General features: G+C 71.8%; 7 protein-coding genes. 5 read left to right on the top strand and 2 right to left on the bottom strand.

What is annotated here, in order from left to right:
- Positions 1-1,213, top strand: a 1,213-nt coding sequence (locus L0H79_RS18995) for an HNH endonuclease signature motif containing protein (RefSeq protein ID WP_301486208.1), incomplete at its 5' end; no start/stop codon positions are given.
- Positions 1,214-1,402: 189 nt separating this feature from the next.
- Here L0H79_RS18995 and L0H79_RS18990 read toward each other — a convergent pair.
- Both L0H79_RS18990 and L0H79_RS18985 read right to left on the bottom strand, forming a co-directional pair.
- Positions 1,403-1,771 (bottom strand): hypothetical protein, encoded by a 369-nt coding sequence (locus L0H79_RS18990; protein WP_301486207.1) that lies wholly within the window; start codon positions 1,769-1,771, stop codon positions 1,403-1,405.
- 19 nt (positions 1,772-1,790) lie between these two features.
- Complete coding sequence (locus L0H79_RS18985) at positions 1,791-2,804, bottom strand: C39 family peptidase (RefSeq protein WP_301486206.1); 1,014 nt, start codon at positions 2,802-2,804, stop codon at positions 1,791-1,793.
- A gap of 248 nt (positions 2,805-3,052) precedes the next feature.
- Here L0H79_RS18985 and L0H79_RS18980 point away from each other — a divergent pair, with 248 nt between their 5' ends.
- The 4 genes from L0H79_RS18980 (at position 3,053) to L0H79_RS18965 (ending at position 7,293) form a co-directional block, all read left to right on the top strand.
- Positions 3,053-4,000 carry a siderophore ABC transporter substrate-binding protein gene (locus L0H79_RS18980; RefSeq protein WP_301486205.1) on the top strand — a complete coding sequence of 316 codons (948 nt, stop codon included), beginning with the start codon at positions 3,053-3,055 and terminating at the stop codon, positions 3,998-4,000.
- A gap of 218 nt (positions 4,001-4,218) precedes the next feature.
- A complete protein-coding gene (locus L0H79_RS18975; protein WP_301486204.1) occupies positions 4,219-5,148 on the top strand; it encodes an ABC transporter permease in 930 nt (309 codons plus the stop codon).
- Positions 5,138-6,175, top strand: coding sequence for an iron chelate uptake ABC transporter family permease subunit (locus tag L0H79_RS18970; protein WP_301486203.1), 1,038 nt, complete (start codon positions 5,138-5,140; stop codon positions 6,173-6,175). The genes L0H79_RS18975 and L0H79_RS18970 overlap by 11 nt, the downstream gene beginning before the upstream one ends.
- Positions 6,172-7,293: a DUF2218 domain-containing protein gene (locus tag L0H79_RS18965; protein ID WP_367652495.1), complete on the top strand. Its 1,122-nt coding sequence runs from the start codon at positions 6,172-6,174 to the stop codon at positions 7,291-7,293. Before L0H79_RS18970 ends, L0H79_RS18965 begins: the two co-directional genes overlap by 4 nt.
- Positions 7,294-7,565 lie beyond the last annotated feature (272 nt).

The raw sequence follows: 7,565 nt of genomic DNA, 5'->3' as shown, positions 1-7,565 counted from the left end.
GGAGCCCACCCGGCCCGGCCCGGACGCACCGACCGGAGCCGTCATCGACGCCACTATCGGGATGTCGTTGGCCCGACACACCGAGACCACCCTGCGCGAGGCCCTCGCGCAGGCCGCCACGGTGCGCGCCACCCAGGACGTGGTCCTGGTCAACCTGCTGGCCGAGCTGCTGACCCGCGGTGCCGAGCCACCCCGCGGCCTGACCCGCATCGACTGGCTCCGCACCCTGGACCCGACCCTGACCGCCGGCCAGGCCAAGGCCCTGACCACCGTCGGGGCGGCGATCACCGAGCCCCGCTGGGCCGAGTTGCGGGCCAGGGTCTCGATGCAGCACGTCACCGTCGCCAACGCCGCCCAGGTCATCACCTTCCACACCCGGGTCACCCCGATCGCCGACCCCGAGCAGCTCGATCCCATCATCACGGAGCTGACCGAGCGGGCTGCCACCACCCGGCCCGAGGACCTGGCCAGGCTGATCCGGCAGGAGACCGACCACCTGACCCCGCCTCCGGACGCGGACCGGCGCGCGCAGGGGCAACGCGCCGCCCGGGGACTCTGGTTCGGCCAGCCCACGACGACCGGCATGGTCGGCCTGCGCGCCACCCTCGACCCCGAGGCCGCGGCCATCGTCAAGGCCGCCATCGACGGACTCTCCCAGCCGCGGCCGGTCACCGACGAGCACGGCCGCACCCTCGAGCCGGACCCGCGCGGCCCCGCCAAACGCCGCGCCGACGCCCTGCTCGAGGTCATCGGCCGCGGCGTCGCGTCCGCGAAAGGGCAGCCCGTCACGGAGCGCGCCAAACTGGTCATCACCATCGACTTCGACGTGCTGCGCGGCCTGCTCGCCGGGTCCGGGCTGACCGGCACCGGCGAGGTCATCGACGCCGCCACGGCCCGCCGGATGGCCTGCGACGCGGGCCTGATTCCGATGGTCCTGGGCGGACCCAGCGCCCCGCTGGACGTGGGCCGGCTCGAACGACTGGTCACCCCGGCCATGCGCAAGGCCCTCGAGGTCCGCGACGGCGGCTGCACCTTCGGCAACTGCAGCACCCCAGCTACCTGGTGCCACGCCCACCACATCGTTGCCTGGTACCGCGGCGGCGGGACCTCGGTGCGTGAGCTCGCCCTGCTCTGCCCGCAGCACCACACCTACGTCCACGACCACGACCTCACCGCGACCGTCACTGCCACTGGCGTCACTTGGCACGAGTAGCTGCCCCACCCCGCAACCCGGCGCCCACCGGGCGGCGTGGATGTTCCGTGCCGACCAAGGCGTCCGGCCCTCAGGAGCGCTCACCGAGGACCTGTCGGCCAGCCTCTCACCGGGCCCGTGACAGCACAACCGGAGCTCGACCGGTCGACACGCCGTGACAAGTCGCAGGCCGTCACAACCTGCTCGTCGTCACAGCCGGGGCGCGAAGACCCTGCCCTGCAGCGCCTCGAGGAGCAGCCGGGCCGAGCGGGAGGCCGCGAGCAGCCGGATCCCCTCGGCCTCGATCTGGGTCATCACCTCGGGCAGCGCCTCCGGGGGCAGGTGCGGTCCGAGCGCGACCCGGGCCTCGCGCCAGGCCTCGCGCATCGCGACGACCTGCCCGTCGAGGTGCTTTCCGGTGACCCAGGCCAGCGCGACCGGGTGGCGTCGCCACGCGTCGTGGGCGCGGTAGTCGGGCGGGCACTGGTCGAGCAGCCAGAGGACTGCACGCTGCTCCCAGCCCGGGGTGTGAGCCGGCGGGACGCCCTCGGGCCAACCCGGTGGCACGTGCGCGGTCATGCCATCAGTGTCGGGCACCTCAGCCCCAGTTCGGCTCCGGGGTCAGCACCGGGGGCAGCGCCCAGCCGGGCGGATGGATGACGTAAGCGATGCCCCGGCTCCCCGCGGACCAGGCCTGCTCGAAGGCCGCGCGTGGGAACACGATCCGGACCGCCGCGTCGTCCGGCTCCCCGCGCGAGCCTGGGTCGTTGCAGACCACGTCTCCGGCGGCCGTCAGGCCGATGACCGTCACGAGATGACCGGCGGTCGAGTACACCGCACCGGGCAGGTCCTCCGGCGTGAACCGCACCGACACGGCCAGCGGTACGCCGGCACGAAGGAACTGCTCCGCCTCGTCCAGCCCTCGCAACCGGGTCACGTACCCGCGCAGCCCCCGCTCGGCGGCATACGCGACGTTGAAGGCCCAGTTGCCCGCCCCGCCGTACGCGTCGTCGAAGACGGACCGCACGGCGTGCACGACCTCGGGGTCGTGATGGTGCCCGACCCAGGTGGTCTCCGCGGCGTCGGGGCTGCGGCCCCAGTAGCGCAGCAGCATCGTCGTCGCCGTCGGCGAGCACCACGAGCCGCCGCCCCCGTCCCAGTGCACGAAGGTCCCGGTGTGCCGGCGCTGCGACAGGGGTGGAACCGCGAGTTCGACCGGCCGGCGGGCCACACCGGGCGGCGCCGCCGCCTCGCTCGACGACCCCGGCCCGATGCAGGCGCTGGCAAGGGCTGCGACGAGACGCACGTCGGGCCACACGTCGTGGTCTCTCGTGTGGGCGGTCAGCCGGATCTGGAAGCCCTCGAAGGGGTCCCTGGCCACGAACGTGTCGGTCGCCACGTGTCCGTGCGCACACTCCTGACCGGTCACGCTCGAGCGGCGCACCAGCCCACCACCTGCTGTGCTGTCGCCCGGCCATCGTGCCAGGGTGAACCACGGTGACCATCCCTGGCTCGAGCGCACCCTCCCCTCAATCACGAGCCACGTAGCCGAGGGCGTCACGGCATTCCACGACGCGATGAGCTCGGTTGCGGGGAAAGGGGATTCGGTCACCGGTGAGGTCCATCGCCGACTGGCCACGGGGGCACCCTCAGGGCGGGCGGACGGGGCGTACGCGACCCAGCCCTGCGGAGGCTCCCAGAGCCACAAGCGCGGACGCACCACTGGCTCAGCATGCCATGCGGGCAGTGCCCCCGGACGACACACTCCGGGATTTGCCCCCCAGCTCACTCGCCCCTTAGGGTCGCCAATGCAAGGTAAGGCTTACCTAACTCGGCTTACCCAACTCCAGGAGCAGTCACATGTCCCGCAAGCCTCTTGTCGTCGCCGCCCTCGCGTGCGCCGCGCTGCCCCTCGCCGCGTGCGGGACGGCGGACAGCCCGAGCGCCTCATCCGGAGGGAAGCCGAGCGTCACCGTCACGCACGCCCAAGGCACGACCTCCCTCCCCGCCGCCCCCGACCGCGTCGTCGTGCTCGACCTCGCGGTCCTCGACACCCTCGACTCCCTCGGCTTGGGCAACACCGTCGTCGGTCTGCCGAAGGGCAACCTGCCGGACTTCCAGAGCGGCTTCAAGGCCGACACGTACGCCGCCGTGGGGACGTTCTTCGAGCCGGACGTCGAGAAGATCGCCGAGCTCGACCCCGACGTCATCCTCATCGGCGGGCGCAGCGCCAAGGCCTACCCCGAGCTGGCCAAGATCGCCCCGACCGTCGACCTGACGATGAGCGGCCCGGACGCGCTCAAGGACGTGCGCAACCAGAGCGAGCAGATCGGCGAGATCTTCGGCAAGCAGCAGGCCGTCGCCGACAAGCTCGCCGACCTCGAGAGCAAGGTCGCCGACGTCAAGGCCAAGGCCGCCAACGCAGCCCCGGCCCTCGTGCTGATGACCAGTGGGGGCAAGGTGTCCGCGTTCGGCGCCGGCTCGCGCTTCGGCCTGATCCACGACAGCCTCGGCGTGCCGACGGCGGTCCCCGACCTCAAGCAGGACGCGCACGGCCAGGCGGTCAGCTTCGAGTTCATCGCCAAGAAGGACCCGGCCCAGCTGTTCGTCATCGACCGCGACGCCGCCATCGGCCAGCAGGGCACCCCGGCGGCGAAGGTGCTCGACAACCCGCTCGTGACCGGGACCGCGGCGTGGCAGGACGGCAAGGTCACCTACCTCGACGGCGCCCGCTGGTACATCCTCGGCGGCGGGCTCGGCAACACGGCCCAGATGGTCGATGCGGTCGGCGCTGCGCTGACCACATGAGGACCCGATGCCACCCGCTGGCATGATGGCCGGCTCGCACACCCGGCCGGCTGCCACGGTCGCGCCCACCCCGGCGCCCCGCGGGCCCGCCCCCCCCCCCTGCCCCCCCGCCCCCGGCGGCCCCCCCCCCCCCCCCCCCGGCGCCGGGGGTACCCGCCCCCCCCGGCCCCCCCCGGGCCCGGTCCGGCCCGCTCCTCGCCGCCGGCCTCGTGCTCACCGTGGCCCTCGCGACGGCCTCGCTCGTCGTCGGCGTCGCCGATCTCGGCGCGACCGCCCTGTTCACGGGCAGACTGACGCAGTCCGAGACCGAGACCCTGCTCACCAGCCGCATCCCACGCACGATCGCCCTGGTGCTCTGCGGCGCTTCGCTGGCCGTCGGCGGACTCGTCATGCAGCTGCTGACCCGCAACCCCTTCGTCGAGCCGGCCACCGCCGGCACGATGGAGTTTGCCGGACTGGGCCTGCTCGGGGCCCTGCTGCTCACCCCGGACGCGTCACTGTCGTTCAAGATGCTGCTCGGGACCGTGGCGGCCCTCCTCGGCACGGCCGCCTTCATCCGGATCCTCGGAGCGGTGCCGCAGTCCGACATCCTCTCCGTGCCGCTGCTGGGCCTCATGCTGGGAGGGGTCGTGGCGGCCGCCTCGACCTTCATCGCCTACCGCGCGGACCTGCTGCAGAGCCTCGGCTCGTGGATGACCGGTGACTTCTCGGTGGTCCTGGCGGGGCGTTACGAGCTGCTCTGGGCCGCCGGCGTCGCGACGTGCGTGGTCGTCCTGCTCGCCGACCGGTTCACCGTCGCCGGGCTCGGGGCCGATGTCGCGACCAGCCTCGGCGTCAACCACGCTCGCACCCTTGCCCTCGGGCTGTCGATCGTCGCGGTCGTCACGGCGACGATCGTCGTCACGGTCGGGATGCTGCCGTTCATCGGGCTCGTCGTGCCGAACGTCGTGTCTCGCTTCATCGGCGGCAACGCCCGGCGCTCGATCCCATGGGTGGCGCTGCTCGGTGTCGCGCTCGTGCTCGCCTGCGACCTCTGCGCGCGGCTGCTCGTGCACCCCTACGAGCTGCCCATCGGCACGATCATGGCCGTCGTCGGCGGCGCCGCCTTCATCGTCCTGCTCCTGAAGGGCCCGCATCGTGGCCGCTGAACTCGCCCCAGTGCCGGGGACCTCGCAGCGCCCACCGCACACGCCCGACCGTACCGGCACGAGCGCGGCCTCGTGGCTGCCGACGGCCCGTCGGCGCCTCGTCCTGCTCGGCGGCACGGCCTTGGTGGTCATCGGCGGCTTCCTGACGCTCGGCGTGAGCGGCAACTGGGCCTTCGTCCTCGAACGCCGCGCGATGACCCTGGCCACGATGGTCGTCGTCGCCGTCGCGATCGCCGTCTCGACGGTGGTGTTCCACACCCTTACGACCAACCACATCCTGACGCCCGGCGTGATGGGCTTCGACTCGCTCTACATCCTCGTGCAGACCGTCGCCGTGCTCGTGTGGGGCACCACGTGGACCACCGCCCTCGGCGACGTGCCGCGCTTCGGTCTGGAGACCCTGCTGTTGCTCGGCTTCGCGCTGCCCGTCATGCGGTGGGTGTTCGTGACCCGCCGGCACAGCATCGAGCTCGTCGTCCTCGTCGGCATCGTCGCAGGTGGGCTGTTCCGCGCCGGGTCCGGCTTCCTGCAGCGGATCATGGACCCGACCCAGTTCATCGTCCTTCAGGACAGCTTCTTCGCCGACTTCAACTCGGCCAGCCCGCCCCTGCTCGCCACCTGCGCCGTCGTCGTGGGCGCCATCACCATCGTCGTCTGGAGCGACCGCCACACCCTCGATGTGCTCTCCCTCGGACGAGAGAGCGCCACCGCGCTCGGCGTCAACCACCGTCGCGTGATGATGCGCCACCTCGTGCTCGTCACGGTGCTCGTCAGCGCGTCCACGGTCCTCGTCGGCCCGTCGACCTTCTTCGGCCTGCTCGTCGTGCACGTCGGGTACCGCATCGTGCGCACCCACCGCCACGTCGTCACCCTGCCGGCTGCGGCGATCACCGGCGTCGTCTGCCTCGTCGGCGGCCAGCTGCTCTTCGAGCGGGTCCTCGGCTTCGAGGGCAGCCTGTCGATGATCGTCGAGTTCCTCGGCGGCCTCACCTTCATCGCCCTGTTCCTGCGAAGGGCCCGCGCATGATCACCATCGAGAACGTCACCAAGGCGTATGGCGGCACGGTCGTCGTCGGCGGCGTCAGCCTCGAGCTCCCCAAGGGGGGTGTGACGAGCCTGATCGGGCCCAACGGGGCCGGCAAGTCCACCCTGCTGTCGATGATGAGCCGGCTGCTGGCCCCCGACTCCGGAGCCGTGTTCCTCGACGATCTCGACGTCGCCAAGGCACCCAGCCGTGAGGTCGCCCGGCTCCTCGCCGTGCTGCGCCAGGAGAACCACCTCACGGTGCGCCTCACGGTGCGCGACCTCGTCACCTTCGGCCGGTTCCCGCACTCGAAGGGCCGCCCCACCCACGACGACGTCCGCAAGGTCGACGAGGCGCTGGGTCATCTCGGCCTGCACCCGCTCGCCGACCGGTTCCTCGACGAGCTCTCCGGCGGGCAGCGCCAACGAGCCTACGTGGCGATGGTCCTCGCACAGGGAACCGACTACGTCCTGCTCGACGAGCCCCTGAACAACCTCGACATGCGGCACGCCGCGGAGATGATGCGCAACCTGCGCAGTGCGGCAGACGAGCTGCGGCGTACGGTGGTGCTCGTCGTGCACGACATCAATGCCGCCTCCGTCTACTCGGACCACATCGTGGCCCTGCGCGACGGTCGGGTCCTCGCCCAGGGCAGCCCCCGGCAGATCATGCAAGCCGACCTGATCGAGGAGGTCTTCGGCGTCCCGATCCGCATCGAGTGCGTCGACGGTCACCTCGTCGGGCACCACTTCATCCCCCCAAGTCACCACCTCAGTCCTGAAGGAGAACCAGTGAGCCCGACACCCCCCGCTGTCCACGAGAGCCGGGCCGACGTCGCGACCGGCAAACCCGCCCGCTACGCGAAGCAGCTCGCCTCGCACCTGGGTCGCAAGGTGCCGGCCGAGCCGACCGAGACCGGGCACCGGATCACGATCGCCGGGGGCGTTTGCGAGCTCGAGGTGCACGAGGACACCTCGCTGCTCGTCCTGCTCGCCAGCGCACCCGACGCGGAGTCCCTCACGCGGGTGCAGGACGTCGTCGGCCGGCACCTGGTCGGGTTCGGCGCGCGGGACGGCCTCGTCGTCGAGTGGTCCTCGGGCCACCGGCACGACCCCGCCTGATCGAGAGTGCACCCCCACCGGTCGAGAGTGCACTTCCGCTGATCGAGAGTGCACTTGTCGCCATCGAGAGTGCACCTCCGCTGATCGAGAGTGCACCTCCTCCGATCCAGGGTGGCCTGGTGGTGCGACCACGGGACCCCGAGTCCGGACATGCGTCTGGAACCGCCGAACGACCACTACTCGCTGTCGACCATTCCCGTGAGCACGGCGGCGTGGGCGCACGGGCAATAGTGGTCGTCCGACAGAACACAGGGGCGTATGCCGCTCACCCC

The sequence above is a fragment of the Intrasporangium sp. genome, assembly GCF_030452765.1.
GTDB lineage: Bacteria > Actinomycetota > Actinomycetes > Actinomycetales > Dermatophilaceae > Intrasporangium_A.
This window is presented reverse-complemented; position numbering and strand designations above follow the sequence as displayed.